The following is a 16,277-nucleotide window of genomic DNA, read 5'->3' as shown; positions in this document are numbered from 1 at the left end:
TTCCCTTTTTTAATGCAAAAATCAAAAAGGAGATTGATAAAATGAATTATTCAACCCAGATGGATGCTGCCAGAAAAGGAATAGTCACTGAGGAAATATGTACAGTAGCTAAAAAAGAAAATATGGACATCAAGGATCTTATGCACCTTATGTCCAAAGGCAAGGTCGTTGTCCCAGCCAATAAAAATCATAAAAAATTAAGTGCAGAGGGCGTTGGAAAAGGACTGAAGACAAAGATAAATGTCAACCTGGGCATTTCAAAGGACTGCTGCAATGTAAACCTGGAGCTTGACAAAGTAAAAAAGGCAATAGGCATGAAAGCAGAAGCTATTATGGATCTCAGCTGTTTTGGGAAAACCCAGGAATTTAGAAATAAATTGATAGCTGTGTCCCCTGCTATGATAGGTACTGTTCCCATGTACGATGCAGTTGGCTTTTATGATAAGGAATTAAAAGATATAACTGCTGAAGAACTCCTGGGCGTTATAGAAACCCATGCTAAGGACGGGGTTGACTTCATGACCATCCATGCCGGTATAAACATGGAAACCGCACAGATATTCAAGAGAAACCCAAGGCTTATGAATTTTGTCTCAAGAGGAGGCAGCCTCCTGTATGCCTGGATGAATTTGAACAACAGGGAAAACCCCTTCTACGAATACTTTGATAAAATTCTTGACATATGTGAAAAATACGATGTAACCATAAGCCTGGGAGATGCATGCAGACCCGGCTGTATAGACGATTCTACAGACCCAAGTCAGATAAAGGAACTTATGACCCTGGGGGAACTTGCAAAAAGAGCCTGGAAAAGAAATGTACAGGTTATGATAGAGGGACCGGGTCATATGGCACTTAATGAAATAGAAACCAACATGAAGCTTGAAAGGAAATTGTGCCATGATGCTCCTTTTTATGTATTGGGTCCCATAGTGACGGATGTAGCACCTGGATACGACCATATAACAAGTGCTATAGGCGGTGCCATCGCAGCAACTTATGGAGCGGATTTTCTCTGTTATGTAACTCCTGCAGAACACCTCAGACTTCCTGACCTGCAGGACATGAAAGATGGAATTATAGCTGCCAAGATAGCTGCTCACGCTGCAGATATTGCAAAAGGGATAAAAAATGCAAGAGATTGGGATAACAAAATGGCTGAAGCTAGAAGAGAGCTTGACTGGGAAAAGATGTTTGACATAGCAATAGACCCTGAAAAAGCCAGAAAATACAGAGAAAGCTCAATGCCCGAAGATAAAAAGACATGTACCATGTGTGGGAAGATGTGCGCTGTAAGAAACATGAACAAGGTCATGGAGGGCAAAAATATAAATATTTTGAGGGATGAGGACTAAAAAAATATCAATCTCAATTATTTTTGAAAGGAGGTGTAAAAATGATCGTAAATGGGGAAGAATTGGACATCACCCCCGGTACAACCGTATCTCAATTATTAAATAAATTGAACATAGATGAAAACACCGTAGTGGTTGAAGTGGATCTGGACCTATTGGACAGGGATCGGTATAAAGCCAGAAAACTTTCAAGTACTTCCAAAGTGGAGATTATCCGTTATGTGGGCGGCGGTTAGACAATTGTATCTTAATACAATAAATCAAATAAAAGGAGAATTCAATTTATGGATGAACTTATAATAGCAAATAGAAAAATAAAAAGCAGATTTTTTATCGGAACTGGTAAATTTACATCAAACAAAATAGTACCTGACATTATAAAAAGTTCTGAAGCAGAGGTTATAACAGTGGCATTAAGGCGTGTCGACATTCATGCCGCGGAATCAGATGACAATATATTGAATTTTATAGACAAGAGCTGTCTGCTTGTGGCAAATACGTCCGGAGCAAGAAATGCGGAAGAAGCCATAAGGCTTGCACATCTGTCCAAGGCAACAGGCTGTGGAAACTGGATTAAAATAGAAGTTATTTCAGACAGCAGATATCTGCTTCCAGACAACTATGAGACTTTAAAAGCTACCGAAGCCCTGGTAAAAGAAGGCTTTGTTGTACTTCCATATATAAGTCCGGATTTAATGGATGCAAAGAGACTGATAGATGCCGGTGCCTCGGCAGTTATGCCCCTTGGTGCTCCTATAGGAACAAATAGAGGTCTCAAAACCAAGGAACTTCTAAGAATCATAATTGATGAAGTAGATGTCCCGGTTGTAGTTGATGCAGGCATAGGGAAACCCTCCCATGCTGCAGAAGCCATGGAAATGGGAGCAGATGCAGTTCTTGCAAATACTGCTCTTGCAACAGCAGAAGATCCGGTACTCATGGCCGAAGCTTTCAAACTGGCAGTACAGGCAGGCAGAAAGGCCTTTCTTTCAAAACCCGGAATTGAAAAGGAAGCTGCCAGCGCCTCATCACCACTTACAGGATTTTTAAGATAGGAAGTGTTAAAAATGACTTTTTATGATATAGTACAGGATTTAAAGGATTTTGATTATGAAAATTTTTTTGAGAATGTTACAGACAATCAGATTGAAAAAATAATAGATAAAGAAAAACTAAATAAATGGGATTTTCTAGCCCTTCTCTCCCCTGCTGCAGAAAGGCATCTGGAGGAAATGGCTCAAAAATCCCACAGACTTTCACTTAAATACTTTGGAAGAAATGTAGTCATGTATACCCCAATGTACGTAGCTAATTACTGTGAAAACAGATGTGCCTACTGCGGGTATAACTGCACCAACAAGATAAACAGAAAAGTTCTTTCCCTTGAAGAGGTTGAAAAAGAAGCCAAATCTGTACATGACATGGGATTCAGGCACGTGATAATTTTGACCGGAGAATCCAGAAGATACTCTCCAGTTTCCTATATAAGGGATTGTGTAAAAATATTGAACAAATATTTCAGTTCAATCTGCCTGGAAATATACTCTCTTAAAAAGGAAGAATACGAGGAACTTGTCAAAGCCGGAGCAGACAGCCTGACTATGTATCAGGAGACCTACAACCAGGAGGTGTACTCCAAGGTCCATCTTGGAGGTCCAAAGAAAAATTACAGGTACAGGCTTGAAACCCCTGAAAGAGCCTGTGAGGCCGGTATATATTCTGTAGGTCTGGGTCCGCTTTACGGTCTCTACAACTGGAGAGAGGAGGCTTTCCTGGGTGGACTTCACGGCGCATATATCCAGAAAAAGTTTCCTGGAGTAGATGTGAACTTTTCAGTTCCAAGAATAAGACCTCATGCAGGTTCCTTCAATGATCTTCATGAAATAGATGATAAAACCATGGTTCAAATACTGCTTGCACTGAAGCTCTTTATTCCCAGATCCGGCACCAACATAACCACCAGGGAATCCAGAGAGATGAGAGACAATCTTATACCTCTCGGTGTGACCAAAATGTCCGCCGGTGTAACCACGGAAGTTGGAGGTCACACCCTGAAAAATCCCGGTGAAATGCAATTTGACAATTCGGATAAAAGGAGTCTTGCAGAGGTAAAACAGGCAATAGCCCAAAAGGGATATTTCCCTGTAATGAAGGATTGGGAGCCCTTGGCACTGTGAAAAAAAAAATATATATAGTGACAAACAGGAAGCTTGTAAAAAACAAAAACATGCTGGACATAATAGAGAGCTCAGTACTGGCAGGTGCGGATGCTGTAATTCTGCGTGAAAAGGATCTGGACTCTGGCAGATTGATTCCACTTGCCGAAAAGATTAAAAAGATAACAGAGCCGAGAAAGATTCCCCTCATAATAAACGGCAATATAGAAACTGCTTTAAAAGTAAATTCTGGAGGATTTCACACAAGTTATACGGATTATATGAATGGACATTTTAAGTTTAATGGCACTTTAGGAGTGTCTGTTCACAGCACTTCAGAGGCGGTAAATGCAGAAAAAGAAGGTGCGGATTATCTTCTGGCAGGACATATCTTTGAAACGGACTGTAAAAAAGGTTTAAAACCCAGAGGAATTTCATTTTTGAAGGATATACTGAGTAATGTTTCAATACCGGTTATAGCAATCGGAGGCATAAATGAAAGCAATATAGACAAACTACTTAAAACTGACGTCTGTGGTGCTGCAGTAATGTCTCTTGTAATGTGCTCGGATGATCCATATCTTACGACACGAAATTTGAAAAATCATATGGAATGAATATAATGGAAACAGCTTAGCAGTATTGAACTGCTAAGCTGTCTCTATATACAATGCTGTTTATGCATTATATTTCGAACACCCATTACATCCAGAAGGTGGAGCTGTAAATGGTTTTAACTCCAAACCCTTTCCTCTATTTTCATTGCTGGACAAAATTGAGAATCCTCCACAAACATCTATAATCTCCTTCGAAGCAATGAAATTAATATCTTTAACCTTATCTGAGATATCATCATCTCCTAATTTGCCTGCATCAATATTGAACATAGGTCCGCTGCAATTTGTACCTAGATAACTTATTTTCAAATTATAATTCTGCATATTACAAGAGTCTAAAAAATTTTTAAATTCATGGTAAGCTTCATCACTAACCTTCATAAATTTCACAGGAATAACCCCCTTATAGATATAGATATAATTGTTGAATTAATAATTTGGTAATTATTATATCATTATTTTTAACATTCAGCAAATATTTTTGAAAAAATATCATATTTTTTCAAAAATATAAAAAGGCGCATCAACAGTTGATACGTCTTGCAAAAATTAAATAAAAACCACTATCTAATAATTTCTTGAAACTGACAAAATAAAATCATCTATCATCAGTTGAAAACTATCTTCTGAACTTACTGGATTTTGGAAATATCCGAGAAAATTCAAGGAAATAAAACCATGTAACAAACTCCTTAAAGCCCTGCTTTTATGAACCAAATATGTTTCATCCTCAATGTAAAAATGTAAAATCTGATGAATAATACTGGTAGTTTCTTTCGCTAAACGATGTACTTCTTTATCTTCTGTACTTGGAATATTCATAATAAGCCCATAGGCAGCCTTGTTTTCAAAAGCAAAATCTCTATACGCACAGGCATACTCCCTAATAGCATCTCCACCGCTTTTACCAACTAATCTCTGCATCAATTTCAGATTCAATTTATTTAAAAGGTATATTGTCATTTCTATTTTAAGATTATCCATATTAGCAAAATGATTATATAAAGATGGGTATTTTATATCCATCTTTTCTGCAATTTTGGGGAAAGTAATTTGATTAAGTCCAATTTCATCAGCCAATGAAAAAGCAACTTGAATAATTTTCTCTTTGGTTAAATTTCGCTTTCGCATCTTTTTATAACTCCTTCGTATAATTTTACTTTATAAAAATAGTTTAGCACAAAAGTATATGCTTATCAAACTATAATATATAGTTTACATATTATAGTTTATAATTTATAATAATATTAAAAAGTAAAACACATCTTATTGTTATTTAGTTAATTGGTATTTTCGTTATGTATTGTAAATAACAGCATTATCTACGTTGAATTATAGCAAGGAGAAAAGATATATTATGAAAATGTGGAAAAGAAATTTAATAGTCTGCTGGTTTGGAATGTTTGTAACCAGTATAGGAATGAGTCAAATTGCGCCAGTACTCCCCCTATATATAAAACATCTTGGTATTTCTAATACAGCTTTAATTGAACAATTTTCAGGGATTGCCTTCGGTATTACCTTTATAATTTCAGCTGTTTTTTCACCAATTTGGGGACATGCTGCTGATAAATTTGGACGAAAACCAATGCTTTTACGAGCAAGCCTTGGTATGGCGGTAGTTATATTCAGTATGGGTTTCGCACAAAATGTATATGAACTGATAGTATTAAGAATACTGCAGGGCGTTATCACGGGTTACAGTACAGCCTGTACTACATTGATTGCAACTCAGACAGACAAGGAACATGCAGGATGGGCTTTAGGTACACTTTCAACATCAAACATTGCAGGATCATTACTTGGGCCAATGATTGGCGGCTATATTGAAGAAAATTTTGGTTTACAAAATGTATTTTTTATAACAGGCATACTTATGCTGATCACATTTATTACAACTGTTTTATTTGTAAGTGAATCCTTTACTCGTGAAAATAAAAAAGTGAGTAGTATTAAAGAAATATGGAATATTGTTCCAAATAAAAGTTTAACTATAATAATGTTTGTGACATCTTTTATATTAACTCTAGCATTATATTCTGTAGAACCAATCATAACAGTGTACATTGCTCAGTTATCTCATAATACAAGCCATGTTGCTCTGTTAGCTGGAATAACATTCTCAGCATCAGGATTAGCAAATATAATTGCGGCTCCAAGACTGGGAAAACTTTCTGATAAGATCGGGGCACAGAAAATTATATTAGTTGCACTTGTAGTGGCAGGAATAATCTTTATACCGCAGGCCTTTGTAAAAAACCCCTGGCAGCTGATGGGTCTTCGATTTTTATTAGGGCTGGCAATGGGAGGACTTAATCCTTCTGTCAATGTTTTAGTTAAAAGAATTACGCCAGATTATCTTACAGGTAGAGTTTTTGGTTTTAATATCTCAGCCCAATATTTGGGGATATTTGGAGGTTCAATTTTAGGCGGACAGGTGGCAGCTTATTTAGGTATAAGATATATATTTTTTATTACCAGTACATTGCTGCTGCTAAATGCAGTATGGGTCTATTTTAAGGTATACAAAAAACTTAATGTGAACTATCCCGGCTTAGCTTAACCTTCTTTAACCTTATTTTCTCCTCTTATTTTAGGCATTACGATTGACAAAACCAGCGACAAGCAGGAGATAAAAATAAAAGCAATAAACAGAACATGCATGGAACTGTTTAATGAAAGCTTTACCTGCTCTGCAGAGAGAGAGGTATGAGATGCAGAGGACTGATACAAATTACTTGGATTTATGCCTTTTATCCCCTGCCGAATAAAATATTTTGTTATATATAGGTTGAAGATATTTCCGAAGGCACTGATACCAATGGTTTGTCCCAGAGTCCTGAGCAATGTATTGGCTGCAACAGCAACTCCCCTTTTATTATAGTTCACGGAATCCTGGATGACAATGGTCAAGGTTGTGCTAGCTCCGCTAAATCCTATACCAATGATGAAACCATATATTATTACCAGCAGTATGTGAGAATCTATCCCTAAAGTGGACAGCAATAATGTGCTGATCAATAAAACAACATTGGACGCCACTGTTACAGCCTTTTCTCCATATCTGCTCAGGAGCTTTCCCAGGATAAGTGAAGTAATAAGCCATGAAACCGACATCGGCATCATCGCCAAACCTGCCGTTATTGGACGATATCCCTGGATGTTTTGCAGGAATATGGGCAGGTAAACATTTACACCCATTAGTATGGCGTAAACCAGAAAGGATATCAGATTTACAATGATACTTGCCCTTGTAAATATATCGAAAGGCATCATTGGCTCTTTTGCCTTTTTTTCCAACTTATAGAATATCACCAGCAATATGCCTGTTATTAATGCTGCAATTACTGTAAATACATGATGATTGAAAGCTGAGTTCTGATTAAATAAAAAAATACTTAAAAATACAATCATAGCCAGTGACAAAGTAATAGTTCCAATATAATCGATGCAGTGCTTTTTCTTCTCATAGGTTTCCTTCAGAGACCTCTGCAGCAGAATGATCGACAGTAGTCCAAAAGGAATATTAATAAAAAATATCCAGTGCCAGGACAATGTATCAATTAAAAAGCCTCCTAAAAACGGGCCCACAAGACTTGCAATTCCCCATACTGTATTCAATCCCCCTTGAATCTTCGATCTTTCCTCAATATTAAAAGTATCTCCAATGATGGTATATGAGACGGTGAATATCGAGCCAGCACCCAGCCCCTGAACAGCACGAAATATAATTAGCATGGCCATACTCTGTGACAACCCACATAAAAAGCTTCCAACCAAAAATATGATGATTCCAATTGAAAAGATATTTTTTCTGCCGTACAAATCTGCAAGTTTGCCGTAGATAGGCGTAGATATTGCAGAAGTTAATAAATATACCGAAAAAACCATGCTGATAATTTCAAACCCATGCAAATCCTTTGCAATAGTAGGTGTAGCCATGGTGACAATCGTTCCCTCAACCGCCGCTAAAAACATGGCCAACATAAGCGATATAATTAGATTTGTTCTTTTAAAATTCATATATGTTAGTGTCCTCTCTCATAAATTTTAGATTTGTCAAACCATTACACGAACCAATTATTTTTTCCGGTTATAGATATGTCTTCTCCCCTGCACTTTGACATTACAGCATCAGTTATAGCTGCCATTGCCTATCTTGAAATATCCACATTGTCTAATTCTGAAATTGAACAATATCAGATATATCAACAAAATTAATTATTAATAAAGTTTCTATTGACTTCCCACATATTTAATGAGATGGCATTATCTACTACATATAAAGTATATCATAGAAAAGGGACATATGAATAGCCACCTTTTTTAATTAAATCTAGTTGATCTTATATATCATTGTGATATAATATATCATAGTGATATATAAGGAGTGAATAAAATTGGCTAAAATAAACAAAACCAAATATGCAATTCTAGGAATGCTCAATATTATGCCTGGTTCTGGATACGACATAAAAAAGTTATGTGATTCTTCAATAAACTACTTCTGGCATGAAAACTATGGTCACATATATCCGATGCTTAAAAAAATGGAGGAAGGAGGTCTTGTAACAAAAAAGGTTGAACAAACACGTGGAAATTCAAGCCGAAATGTGTATTCAATTACTGATAAAGGCAGAACCGAACTTGAAAACTGGCTTATGCTTCCAGTTGAAGATTCACCTAATCGTTCAGAATTTCTTCTAAAAATATTTCTTTCAGGAAATATACCTTTAAACAACATATTGGAAAAAATAGAGGCAATGAAAGAAAACTGTGAAAATGATCTAAAACAATATTCTAAAATTAAAGATGCCTTTAAAGCCGGCGAATTAAAATCAAATAAGAAAAATCTAGCTCTCTGGGAATCAACTGTTACCTTTGGAAAATATATTGAAGAAGCAAAAATAAAATGGTGTGAAGAAACTTTAGAAACTTTTAAAAATTTATAATTTATGGAGGAAAATAAAATGAAAATATTAGCTGTAAATGGAAGTCCAAATGGCAAAGGCGGAAATACTGAAATAATACTTAAAAACTTCCTTAAAGGATGCTCTAAAGCAGGATCTGACACTGAAACTATTTATCTAAAAGATAAAAATATACATCACTGCAGAGGCTGCTTCACATGCTGGACAAAAACTCCCGGGAAGTGCATATACAACGATGATATGGCAGAAATCATTAATAAAATCATTGAATGTGATGTCATTGTATTTGCAACTCCACTTTATTATTTTACTGTTACAGGTCTTATGAAGGATTTTATGGATAGAAGTTTGCCAATTATGAAAGGTACGATACTTGAAAAAGGCCAAAAATACTTTCATCCTGGAAGATATAGAATATTGCAACCAAAAATCGTATTGATTTCAAATTGTGGTTTTCCTGGAAAGTACAATTTTTCAGGACTTTTTGAAACTTTTAAAGTTATGTGCGGTGGAAAAATTGATGCTTCCATTTTGTGTGATAAATGCGGCGGACTCACTGCCTACAAACACAATGATACATTAAAAAAGCTATACGAATCTTTTTTCAACGCACTTGTAAATGCAGGAGAAGAATTTGTAACTTATGGATATATAAAATCAGATACTCAAGCCTTAATTGAAAGTGATTTTGTAGATACGAAAACATATATCGAAAATGCAAATAGAAGCTGGATCAGTTAAAATTGAAAGGAAAATGAGGAACATGAAAAATATATTCAACAGAGATTTTGTTGTAAGCACTATAATTCCCATAATAATATTTTATATATTTAATAAATTTAAAATGTCCCTGACAGGAATAATTGTCTCTGGTATATGGAGTCTAACTATAATTTGTATAAGTTTTTTTAAAACAAAAAAACTAAATGCTATGGCTGCAATCACAATGTTTTTTTCCGCAATAGGTCTGTTAGGAACTATAATATCAAAGAACCCAATTTTTTATTTTTTATACCCCATAGTCACTAGCTTACTTGTATCTCTTATATTTTTTCTTTCCCTGTTTTATAAAAGATCCTTGATACAGGTTATAGTGGAAGAAAGTTACTTGAAAAATAGCCCTAGGCAAACCAAAAATGATAAAAAACATAAATTTATATGGAGACTTCTTACAGTAGTATGGGGAATAAGTAATATGATCCAAGCTGTTGTTGGAATTGTACTTCTAAAAACTATATCAATGAGTTCCTATTATACACTAATTACCCTATTCAGCAATATTTCAATTCCAATATTGATAATATTTTCAATAATATTTTCAAAATGGCATTTTAAGCCAAAAATAAGTGCAAAAATATAAAATACTACTTGATGGATAATAGCAACTCCAGATGCCTTACTTAAGATAAAAATGACCGTGCAAAATTCTACCGGTATAATTTTCACCTATTTAGCCAGCTTAAACTGGAGCATATAATATTAGACCTTAAGCTAACTACCTGCTTTTTTAATTTCACGTATAACAATTTAAAATCTACACATACTATTTAAAGTACCCATTATTAGTTTCTATATTACTTTTCCAGGGAAGTTTATCCCTGGTCTTTTCTTTAAATTAAATGTACCTATATCCAGATGCTTTAATATACTAAATTTGAGGTGAATTATAATGTCAACTTTTGGCTCAATAACACCTAAAGAATTATCTCTCTTAGCAAATTTGGTGGCATTTCAACTTACGGAAGGAAAATCAGCTGACGACAATCTTCTCATTGCAGCACAGCAAGAAAACCTTGAATCTTTAAAGGAAAAACAGGACCAAATTAAAGATCTTAAAAAACAAATCAAAGACTTAAAATAGCAATTATAATACATGGATAGTAATTCTGTCTGTGTATTTTTACTGATTATATTAATTCAGCAAGCCTAACTCGCCTTTCATTCCACATTTATTTTTTAGTATAATCAGTTATGCCCAACCTATTTCCAAATGGATCTTCAAATTCTACAGCCATTCCCGTCATGATATCAAAAGGTTTGGATAAAAATACAACACCCTTTCCCTTTAATCTGTTATATTCTTCCTTAACATTTTCAACTACAAACCAAATAGTGGGCTTTATATCATGAAATTTATTTTTGTCTTTTAAAATAATTGCCGCTTCTTCCCCGCCCACATTAAAAGCAATCATCCCTTTTGTCGAAAAATCAAATTTCAATTGTAGTCCCAAAATATTGCCATAATACTCCCGTGCTTTTTCCAGGTCACTTACACCCATAAAAAAATTATCATAATTATCCATAATAAGATCCTCCTAATATTTTTGCCTTTATATATATAGATGCAGTAAAAAGAAAAAAGTCACGAAATAAAATAAATTTTTCAATTTAATTTTTCAAACTGTCAACAATCTTCTGATACCAATCATCCGAAGGTCTTTTTTCAGGCATATTTTTATAGAGATACTTTATTTTATTGAATGTATATTTATTAAAAACATAACCTGATTTTTTGTAATTCAATGTCTTAACTATTTGTACCTTATCTTGCAGCGTCTGCCTCCTGCTGTAAAATTCAATCCATGCTTCACATCTGCAGGGATTCTCTACATCTAAAATACTGCAATGATCCTGAAAGAAAGAATCAAGATTCATATGAGCACGATAGAGAAGTCCCTTCACGGCACCCTTTGATATATTCAATATTTGTGATACCTCTTGGAGAGATAATCCAAACATATCAATAAAAGAAAAAGTTATTCTCTTATTCAACGTCAGATATCTAACCATTGCCAGAAAACATCCATTTTGTATTTCACTGACTGATTCCCTTACAATTACCTGATCTTCAGGTCTTGGATATGAATTTATATAAAACTCCCCTTCTTTTTCAAGTTCTTGAATTTCATCACCAAAGGGCCTTTGTACACTGTTACCTTTTTTCCTTTCATTCACCAGGAAATTATTAAAACATATTTTTCTCAACCAGGCCTTAATTGCATTGGGATTTTTTAATGTATCAATTTTTTGCCATGCCTTCGTAAAAGTCTCCTGACACAAGTCCTCTGCCGTACTGGGATGGCAGGATAACCTTAGAGCATAATTGTATATGTATTTCCCATAAGTGTATATAAGTTCTTCAACGTTCATTGTGTTAACTCCTTTTTTCTTGTATAGATGAAAGTATTTATGGTTTATGTTATGAGAAGTTTTTGTTTACTTTTGATTTAATTTACATAATATTTATACTGTAAATTAAATCAAATTACATTATATATCCATTGTTTCACATAACCAAATCATCTTTACCGAATACACTTTGAATCAAATGTACTAAAAATAATTAGAAAAAATTGATAAAAAAGCCTTCATAGATGGTGACACCCACCTATGTCTGTTTAAAATTACCTGTATATATAAAACAATATTGCAATCATTCACTAAGATTTCACTGATGGCATGCTTTTGAAGATCTCTCTTTAAGTTGAATTCCGGCAATAGTGAAATGCCAAGTTCATCTTTTACATAATCAATAATTGTATTTGTGCTGCCAATATCCAGGCCATATTTTACTTCCAGTCTTTGCTCCGCAAGGATCTCTTCAAACACCTGGCGGTAATTGCAGCCTTTTTCCGTCAAAAGGAATTTTTCTTTGGAGAGCTCTCTCAAAGTAACTTGCCTATCTGCCATGGGATGCTGCGGTGAACAGAAGAAAACAATTTTCTCTTTTCTTTCAAAAGGAACTTCCCAATTAGAATTGAACACCTTGCGATCCAGTAGGATAATGATATCCAGCATCCCCTTTTCCAGCATTTCCATCAATTCTAAAGTGGTAGCAATTTTTACAATAAGTATGACTTGGGGATAGGCTTTCATATATTCTTTAAACATATTTGTGTATTCTGAGACACTCAACGATTCCAAAATTCCAATCTGCAGTTCACCTGCAGGTTTATCCTCATGACTGATGGACTGTATTGCCTCTGCTTCGCATTTTACCAGCTCATTTGCATAGACAAGAAATTCATATCCCTTTTGAGACAGTCTAATTTTTCTACCTTTCCGTTCAAAAAGAGGAACTCCCATTTCTTCCTCCAGTTGTTTCATCTGGAGAGTTACAGTGGACTGTGCATAGCCAAGGCTTCTGCCGGCATTTGAGAAACTGTCCAGCTCAGCAACTTTGATAAAAGTTTTCACATTTCGAAGTTCCATATCATCACTTCCATATCAGTTTTTTTAATATTAATATTCAGATATTATAATTTTACTAATAATTAACCTTATGATAATATGAAACCACAATAAATGCAACTGACAATTCTATGCATTTATAATAATTTGAGATGGAGTTGATCCAACTATGAGCCAAAAATTGAAAGTGAACATGCTGGGATTTTTTACTGTTTTTCTCTGGGCATCAGCTTTTCCGCTGACCAAAATAGCAATGATCCAATATACTCCTAATGCATTGGGCTTTCTCCGCTGTACTGCGGCATCTGTTTTCCTGATCATTATCGGCATGTTCAATCACATCCATAAACCACAGAAGAAGGATATTATCTGGTTTTTCCTATCCGGAGGTCTGGGTTTTACCCTGTACATGATCACCTTTAACACCGGCATACAAACGCTGACCTCCGCAACCTCCAGCATCATTATTGCCACTACTCCAATTATGACTGCAATGGTTGCCTCCAGATTCTATGGAGAAAAGATTAAAAACCTTGGCTGGTTTGCCATTGCTTCGGCCTTCGCAGGTGTTTTGATTCTTCTGCTCTGGGACGGTATATTTTCCATCAATATCGGTCTGATCTGGACCATCGGTGCCGCCGTCGTTTTCTGCGGTTACAACATTTTAAACAGAAAACTTTCCTCCATGGGTTATACGGCTTTAGAAATTGTTACATATAGCATGATTTGCGGTACTATCCTGCTGGCAGTTTTCTCGTCTCAAGGAGTAGTTCAGATGATGACTGCCGGGCCAGGGCAAATTCTATCAGTTCTATATCTTGGCGCAATACCCAGTGCAATGGCCTATTTTCTCTGGGGAAAGGCTATGTTTCTGGCAGAAAAAACAAGTGAAGTAACCAATTTCATGTTCGTTACACCGCTGCTTTCCACAGTATTAGGATTTATACTGCTGAAAGAGATTCCAAATGCAGGCACTTTCATCGGTGGAATCATTATTATTTTTAGCATCATCTTATTTAATATAAAAGGCAAATGATTATGTATATAGGTCCCAACGTTCTTCTTTAATTAGATGGTCTGTCCACGTAGTATTATCAGCTGATTCAGTTAGCTTAAATCCATAATTTCCATAAAGATAACGGGCTGTTTTGAGTACATCAGCAGTCCATAAAAAAATATGCTTATAATTCTTCTCTTTACAAAAATTAATTGCCGTATCCAGGAGCATATGACCTAATCCATTATTTCTTTCATTTGTGGCAATTAGGAACCATCTAAGCTGTGCTAAATAAGGATCTGTTTTATCTGCAGCTATAGCTATTACACCTGCAAATTTATTATTTTTTTCTGCAATCCATATATTTTCTAAATCTGGATTATGATTTTTATGAAATTCAATTAAATATTTTTCAACATAATCTCCAAATATGTTACCAAATCCGAATTCCTCTTCATATAACTCTCTATGTTTTTCAATAATATATTTTATATCACTTTCTCTATATGATCTAATATTGAAAGCTCTTTTACCATAAGACAGTAATTTCATAATACATTCCATTGAATTAACTAAACTTTTCTTTTCACTTTCATCTAAGTGATCTATTAGGTTAGAAATTTGTTTATCAGATCTTTTTGAAAGATTTAATAGGACATTCCCACCGTTTTCTGTCAATTCAAGGAAATTCAAACGTCCGTCTCCAGAGCATTTTTCTTTAGTAATCAATTCATCCGATTTAAAGCGATTTAAGATCCTACTTAAATATCCCTTGTCAATATTTAATTTATCAATTAAAATATTGGCAGTACACTCTTTAGTTTTATTGATCTCAAAAAGTATACGAGCTTCTGTTAATGAATATGAACTATCTAGTATACCTTGATTTAAAAGTCCCAATATATTTGTATAAAATCGACTAAAAATTCTTACCTCTGATATTGTGTTTAAGTTTCTGTTTTTCATAAAATCACTCCAAACTAGTTTATTTATTCTCATAAAAGTAATTATAAACAAACTAGTTGACTTAGTCAAATAGTTTTAGTCTTATATCTATTTATATTTTTTTAGCTTTAAAAATCTTTTAATATCAACATTATTCTAATTGAATTTTTTTCAATCATTTAAATCAACTTTGCTATAATTACTATTAAATTCGAAGCAGGTACTAATATCAATTGCGCTAATATACTACCTACAATCAATCCGGCAACAATAAATATTATACAGCGATTAAATTCTAATTCTGTGCATTCCCCTTTTATCACATCATCAGTAATCATAGATAAATAGGGGTCAATAAATATAACCATAAATATTGTTGAACCACTGTTAACTACAGATGCTAGCGTACTACAAGTAGTTCTCAAATTTGGACTCAGGCATCCAGCATATAGTGATGATAAAATACTTACACTAGATATAGAAAATGCAATAACATTTAGTAAAATCACCTTTTTGGGGGTTTTCCTAAAGTTTCTCAATTCAGATAAATTCTCTCTCTTAGGAATTGAAATACTGTTTCTAAATTGCTCAATTCCTGATTTTGAAAATGCATGAATCATTAACTTAGGTAAAGATCTATAAACACTAAATGATGTAACTAATTTGTTAAACACTTTTATAAAAGTTGGCATCAAAATTGCTCCAGCTATGGTAGCTAAAGTAATAGAGAAAATTATCCATCTAAAAATATAAAGCAAGTTACCAGAATTGCCGGTGTTTATACCATTTTCAATAGTTTTTGCTAATAATGGAGCTTGAATAGTATTGGCCGTTCTTTGTATGAGCACAAAAACATTGAATACAGCAAAAGATACTGCAATTCTGCCAGTTCTTATTCCCACAATTCTAGTAGAATATGCTAACGTTCCTATTAAATAGATAATAAAGGTTAGCATAAAAACTAAATATATCTGAATTGTCATTTTTCTTACCACCTTACAACTTTATTGGTTTGTGTTTAGTATATTTCGTATATAATATATTGCTTCCTAAAACAATTGGTAAATAAATTATACCATTATTTA

19 protein-coding genes are annotated in these 16,277 nt (G+C 34.3%); 11 read left to right on the top strand and 8 right to left on the bottom strand.

The genetic code is table 11. From position 1 onward, the window contains the following. Window positions 1–41 precede the first annotated feature (41 nt). The 5 genes from thiC to CLLU_RS13040 are packed head-to-tail and all read left to right on the top strand — an operon-like array spanning window position 42 to window position 4,128. Window positions 42–1,355: a phosphomethylpyrimidine synthase ThiC gene (gene thiC / locus CLLU_RS13060; RefSeq protein WP_106010242.1), complete on the top strand. Its 1,314-nt coding sequence runs from the start codon at window positions 42–44 to the stop codon at window positions 1,353–1,355. A gap of 41 nt (window positions 1,356–1,396) precedes the next feature. Continuing rightward, on the top strand, window positions 1,397–1,591 hold the full coding sequence (thiS, locus tag CLLU_RS13055) for a sulfur carrier protein ThiS (protein ID WP_106010225.1): 195 nt from the start codon (window positions 1,397–1,399) through the stop codon (window positions 1,589–1,591). A 48-nt stretch (window positions 1,592–1,639) separates the two neighbouring features. After that, entirely contained in the window at window positions 1,640–2,410 is a 771-nt protein-coding gene (locus CLLU_RS13050; RefSeq protein ID WP_106010224.1) for a thiazole synthase, read from the top strand. A gap of 12 nt (window positions 2,411–2,422) precedes the next feature. Continuing rightward, on the top strand, window positions 2,423–3,532 hold the full coding sequence (gene thiH, locus CLLU_RS13045; RefSeq protein WP_106010223.1) for a 2-iminoacetate synthase ThiH: 1,110 nt from the start codon (window positions 2,423–2,425) through the stop codon (window positions 3,530–3,532). Further along, the gene (locus CLLU_RS13040; protein WP_106010222.1) at window positions 3,529–4,128 is read left to right on the top strand and encodes a thiamine phosphate synthase; all 600 of its coding nucleotides are present in this window, start codon (window positions 3,529–3,531) and stop codon (window positions 4,126–4,128) included. Before thiH ends, CLLU_RS13040 begins: the two co-directional genes overlap by 4 nt. 60 nt (window positions 4,129–4,188) lie before the next feature. On the opposite strand, the gene CLLU_RS13035 is transcribed toward CLLU_RS13040, so the two are convergent. Continuing rightward, window positions 4,189–4,509, bottom strand: coding sequence for a HesB-like protein (locus CLLU_RS13035; RefSeq protein ID WP_242977626.1), 321 nt, complete (start codon window positions 4,507–4,509; stop codon window positions 4,189–4,191). 186 nt (window positions 4,510–4,695) lie between these two features. Then, window positions 4,696–5,259, bottom strand: a complete 564-nt coding sequence (locus CLLU_RS13030; RefSeq protein WP_106010220.1) for a TetR/AcrR family transcriptional regulator — start codon at window positions 5,257–5,259, stop codon at window positions 4,696–4,698. A gap of 226 nt (window positions 5,260–5,485) precedes the next feature. Between CLLU_RS13030 and CLLU_RS13025 the strand changes: the two genes are divergently transcribed. Next, window positions 5,486–6,691 (top strand): multidrug efflux MFS transporter, encoded by a 1,206-nt coding sequence (locus CLLU_RS13025; RefSeq protein ID WP_106010219.1) that lies wholly within the window; start codon window positions 5,486–5,488, stop codon window positions 6,689–6,691. On the opposite strand, the gene CLLU_RS13020 is transcribed toward CLLU_RS13025, so the two are convergent. Next, on the bottom strand, window positions 6,688–8,151 hold the full coding sequence (locus CLLU_RS13020) for an MDR family MFS transporter (RefSeq protein WP_106010218.1): 1,464 nt from the start codon (window positions 8,149–8,151) through the stop codon (window positions 6,688–6,690). The two genes, CLLU_RS13025 and CLLU_RS13020, sit on opposite strands and share 4 nt — an antisense overlap. Window positions 8,152–8,528: 377 nt before the next feature. On the opposite strand from CLLU_RS13020, the gene CLLU_RS13015 reads away from it, so the two are divergent. The 4 genes from CLLU_RS13015 (at window position 8,529) to CLLU_RS13000 (ending at window position 10,920) form a co-directional block, all read left to right on the top strand. Beyond that, on the top strand, window positions 8,529–9,080 hold the full coding sequence (locus CLLU_RS13015) for a PadR family transcriptional regulator (RefSeq protein ID WP_106010217.1): 552 nt from the start codon (window positions 8,529–8,531) through the stop codon (window positions 9,078–9,080). Window positions 9,081–9,098: 18 nt separating this feature from the next. After that, window positions 9,099–9,800 carry a flavodoxin family protein gene (locus CLLU_RS13010; protein WP_106010216.1) on the top strand — a complete coding sequence of 234 codons (702 nt, stop codon included), beginning with the start codon at window positions 9,099–9,101 and terminating at the stop codon, window positions 9,798–9,800. Then, the gene (locus CLLU_RS13005; RefSeq protein WP_338078787.1) at window positions 9,775–10,419 is read left to right on the top strand and encodes a VC0807 family protein; all 645 of its coding nucleotides are present in this window, start codon (window positions 9,775–9,777) and stop codon (window positions 10,417–10,419) included. The genes CLLU_RS13010 and CLLU_RS13005 overlap by 26 nt, the downstream gene beginning before the upstream one ends. 309 nt (window positions 10,420–10,728) lie before the next feature. After that, window positions 10,729–10,920: a hypothetical protein gene (locus tag CLLU_RS13000; protein WP_106010215.1), complete on the top strand. Its 192-nt coding sequence runs from the start codon at window positions 10,729–10,731 to the stop codon at window positions 10,918–10,920. Between the two features lie 88 nt (window positions 10,921–11,008). Here the strand turns inward: CLLU_RS13000 and CLLU_RS12995 are convergent, their stop codons facing one another. The 3 genes from CLLU_RS12995 to CLLU_RS12985 form a co-directional block, all read right to left on the bottom strand. After that, window positions 11,009–11,362 (bottom strand): VOC family protein, encoded by a 354-nt coding sequence (locus CLLU_RS12995; RefSeq protein ID WP_106010214.1) that lies wholly within the window; start codon window positions 11,360–11,362, stop codon window positions 11,009–11,011. A gap of 85 nt (window positions 11,363–11,447) precedes the next feature. Beyond that, window positions 11,448–12,209 (bottom strand): RNA polymerase sigma factor, encoded by a 762-nt coding sequence (locus tag CLLU_RS12990; RefSeq protein ID WP_106010213.1) that lies wholly within the window; start codon window positions 12,207–12,209, stop codon window positions 11,448–11,450. Window positions 12,210–12,392: 183 nt separating this feature from the next. After that, the gene (locus CLLU_RS12985) at window positions 12,393–13,271 is read right to left on the bottom strand and encodes a LysR family transcriptional regulator (protein WP_106010212.1); all 879 of its coding nucleotides are present in this window, start codon (window positions 13,269–13,271) and stop codon (window positions 12,393–12,395) included. 148 nt (window positions 13,272–13,419) lie between these two features. Here CLLU_RS12985 and CLLU_RS12980 point away from each other — a divergent pair, with 148 nt between their 5' ends. Beyond that, on the top strand, window positions 13,420–14,286 hold the full coding sequence (locus CLLU_RS12980; protein WP_106010211.1) for a DMT family transporter: 867 nt from the start codon (window positions 13,420–13,422) through the stop codon (window positions 14,284–14,286). Here CLLU_RS12980 and CLLU_RS12975 read toward each other — a convergent pair whose 3' ends face one another. Both CLLU_RS12975 and CLLU_RS12970 read right to left on the bottom strand, forming a co-directional pair. After that, the gene (locus CLLU_RS12975) at window positions 14,287–15,213 is read right to left on the bottom strand and encodes a bifunctional helix-turn-helix transcriptional regulator/GNAT family N-acetyltransferase (RefSeq protein ID WP_158255927.1); all 927 of its coding nucleotides are present in this window, start codon (window positions 15,211–15,213) and stop codon (window positions 14,287–14,289) included. Window positions 15,214–15,371: 158 nt separating this feature from the next. After that, window positions 15,372–16,175 (bottom strand): lipid II flippase Amj family protein, encoded by an 804-nt coding sequence (locus CLLU_RS12970; RefSeq protein WP_106010209.1) that lies wholly within the window; start codon window positions 16,173–16,175, stop codon window positions 15,372–15,374. Between the last annotated feature and the right edge of the window lie 102 nt (window positions 16,176–16,277).

This window comes from Clostridium luticellarii, assembly GCF_002995845.1.
In the GTDB taxonomy this organism is placed as follows: Bacteria; Bacillota; Clostridia; order Clostridiales; family Clostridiaceae; genus Clostridium_B; species Clostridium_B luticellarii.
Note: the sequence above shows the minus strand (reverse complement) of the source record. Positions and strands in the feature narration are given on the sequence as shown.

Excerpts from the sequence above, each read along its gene's own strand:
- thiC (WP_106010242.1), top strand. The coding sequence starts at position 42 with ATGAATTATTCAACCCAGATGGATGCTGCCAGAAAAGGAATAGTCACT.
- thiS (WP_106010225.1), top strand. The coding sequence starts at position 1,397 with ATGATCGTAAATGGGGAAGAATTGGACATCACCCCCGGTACAACCGTA.
- CLLU_RS13050 (WP_106010224.1), top strand. The coding sequence starts at position 1,640 with ATGGATGAACTTATAATAGCAAATAGAAAAATAAAAAGCAGATTTTTT.
- thiH (WP_106010223.1), top strand. The coding sequence starts at position 2,423 with ATGACTTTTTATGATATAGTACAGGATTTAAAGGATTTTGATTATGAA.
- CLLU_RS13035 (WP_242977626.1), bottom strand. The coding sequence starts at position 4,509 with ATGAAGGTTAGTGATGAAGCTTACCATGAATTTAAAAATTTTTTAGAC.
- CLLU_RS13030 (WP_106010220.1), bottom strand. The coding sequence starts at position 5,259 with ATGCGAAAGCGAAATTTAACCAAAGAGAAAATTATTCAAGTTGCTTTT.
- CLLU_RS13025 (WP_106010219.1), top strand. The coding sequence starts at position 5,486 with ATGAAAATGTGGAAAAGAAATTTAATAGTCTGCTGGTTTGGAATGTTT.
- CLLU_RS13020 (WP_106010218.1), bottom strand. The coding sequence starts at position 8,151 with ATGAATTTTAAAAGAACAAATCTAATTATATCGCTTATGTTGGCCATG.
- CLLU_RS13010 (WP_106010216.1), top strand. The coding sequence starts at position 9,099 with ATGAAAATATTAGCTGTAAATGGAAGTCCAAATGGCAAAGGCGGAAAT.
- CLLU_RS13005 (WP_338078787.1), top strand. The coding sequence starts at position 9,775 with ATGCAAATAGAAGCTGGATCAGTTAAAATTGAAAGGAAAATGAGGAAC.
- CLLU_RS13000 (WP_106010215.1), top strand. The coding sequence starts at position 10,729 with ATGTCAACTTTTGGCTCAATAACACCTAAAGAATTATCTCTCTTAGCA.
- CLLU_RS12995 (WP_106010214.1), bottom strand. The coding sequence starts at position 11,362 with ATGGATAATTATGATAATTTTTTTATGGGTGTAAGTGACCTGGAAAAA.
- CLLU_RS12990 (WP_106010213.1), bottom strand. The coding sequence starts at position 12,209 with ATGAACGTTGAAGAACTTATATACACTTATGGGAAATACATATACAAT.
- CLLU_RS12985 (WP_106010212.1), bottom strand. The coding sequence starts at position 13,271 with ATGGAACTTCGAAATGTGAAAACTTTTATCAAAGTTGCTGAGCTGGAC.
- CLLU_RS12980 (WP_106010211.1), top strand. The coding sequence starts at position 13,420 with ATGAGCCAAAAATTGAAAGTGAACATGCTGGGATTTTTTACTGTTTTT.
- CLLU_RS12975 (WP_158255927.1), bottom strand. The coding sequence starts at position 15,213 with ATGAAAAACAGAAACTTAAACACAATATCAGAGGTAAGAATTTTTAGT.
- CLLU_RS12970 (WP_106010209.1), bottom strand. The coding sequence starts at position 16,175 with ATGACAATTCAGATATATTTAGTTTTTATGCTAACCTTTATTATCTAT.